The sequence below is a fragment of the Kitasatospora sp. NPDC057198 genome (assembly GCF_042670125.1).
Taxonomy (GTDB): Bacteria; Actinomycetota; Actinomycetes; order Streptomycetales; family Streptomycetaceae; genus Kitasatospora.
The window spans coordinates 1-1,777 of the sequence record NZ_JBHUWH010000817.1; the positions used below are offsets into that span (position 1 = coordinate 1).

Genomic DNA, 1,777 nt, shown 5'->3' on the forward strand with positions numbered 1-1,777 from the left:
GTGCGCCGGGGGCGGCCGGCGGGCCGTCAGTCCTCGTCCGCGGCGCGGAGCCGCGCGACCTCGGCGGCCAGCCGGGCGCCGTACTCGGGGTCGGCGGCGTGGAAGTGGGCGAGGTTCTTCTCCACCACGTCGTCCCGGCCGACCTGGGCCAGCGAACCGGCCAGGTTGGCGATCAGCCGGGCCCGCTCGTCCTCCGTCATCAGCCGGTAGAGCTCGCCGGCCTGGAAGAAGTCGTCGTCCTTGCTGTGCGCGGGTGTGGCGTAGGTGCCGGTGTGGCCGGAGACCGGCTGCGGGGCGTGCAGCGGCTCGTCGGTCTGCGCCGGGCCGCCGTGCGAGTTGGGCTCGTAGTTCTTGTTCCGGCCGTTCGGGTTCAGCGCGCCGAGGCCGTCCTGCCCGTAGTTGGCGGCCCCCGCCGCGCGCGGCGCGTTGACCGGCAGCTGGGTGTGGTTGACGCCGAGCCGGTAGCGCTGGGCGTCGGCGTACGCGAACAGGCGGCCCTGGAGCATCTTGTCGGGCGAGGGGCCGATGCCGGGCACGAAGTTGTTCGGCGAGAACGCGGCCTGCTCGACCTCGGCGAACACGTTCTCCGGGTTGCGGTTGAGCACCAGCCGGCCGACCTTGACCAGCGGGTGGTCGGCGTGCGGCCACACCTTGGTCAGGTCGAACGGGTTGAACCGGTAGTCCGCGGCGTCCTCCACCGGCATCAGCTGCACGTACAGCGTCCAGGACGGGAACACCCCGCGCTCGATCGCCTGGTGCAGGTCGCGCTGGTGGCTGTCGGCGTCCCCGCCCGCGGTCTCGGCGGCCTGGGCGGCGTCCAGCGAGCGGATGCCCTGGTTGGTCTTGAAGTGGTACTTCACCCAGTGCGCCCGGCCCTCGGCGTTGACCCACTGGTAGGTGTGCGAGCCGTAGCCGTTCATGTGCCGGTACGAGGCCGGGATGCCGCGGTCGCCGAACAGCCAGGTGATCTGGTGCGTGGAGGCCGGCGAGTGCGCCCAGAAGTCCCAGACGTTGTCCGCCTCCTGGATGCCGGTGTACGGGTCGCGCTTCTGCGAGTGGATGAAGTCCGGGAACTTCAGCGGGTCCTTGATGAAGAACACCGGGGTGTTGTTGCCGACCAGGTCGTAGTTGCCCTGCTCGGTGTAGAACTTGACGGCGAAACCGCGCGGGTCGCGCACCGCGTCGCTCGCGCCCAGCGCGCCCGCCACGGTCGAGAAGCGCAGGAACAGCTCGGTGCGCTTGCCGACCTGCGAGAGGAACGCCGCCCGGGTGTACCGCGAGACGTCGTCGGTCACCTCGAAGTACCCGTACGCGCCCGACCCGCGGGCGTGCACCACCCGCTCCGGGATCCGCTCCCGGTTGAACCGGGCCAGCTTCTCCAGCAGGTGCTGGTCCTGCACCAGCAGCGGGCCGTACTCGCCGGCCGAGGCGCTGTTCTGGTTGTCGGCGACGGGCGCGCCGGACTCGGTGGTGAGGGTTCTGGGCACAAGTGGTCCTTAATTCGGAAATCGAGAGGGGAAACGAACCAGGGGCTCGGCAGGGCGCGCACACACAGGGGCCCGGGGAACTGTCGGCAGACGAGCATGCACAATCAGGGGCCCGGGGAACGGCGGGTCCGTGCTGCTGGCGGCCGGAGCCCATCGAAGGTTCGTGCTGCTGCGTGTCTTGAACGGAACCGGAAGCAGATGCGCGCTCCGGCAGTGCACCGTCAGCAGACTGGGCCTCGCCGTTCCCCGAGCCCCTGGCGGGGCTCTTCGCCGTTCCCCGAGTCCCTGAA

The 1,777-nt window shown here is 70.6% G+C and carries 1 protein-coding gene; it reads right to left on the reverse strand.

Annotated features, from left to right (window positions below; translation table 11 throughout):
• Nucleotides 1–26 precede the first annotated feature (26 nt).
• Complete coding sequence (locus ACFUEL_RS39310) at nucleotides 27–1,487, reverse strand: catalase (RefSeq protein ID WP_380242962.1); 1,461 nt, start codon at nucleotides 1,485–1,487, stop codon at nucleotides 27–29.
• Nucleotides 1,488–1,777: the final 290 nt, after the last annotated feature.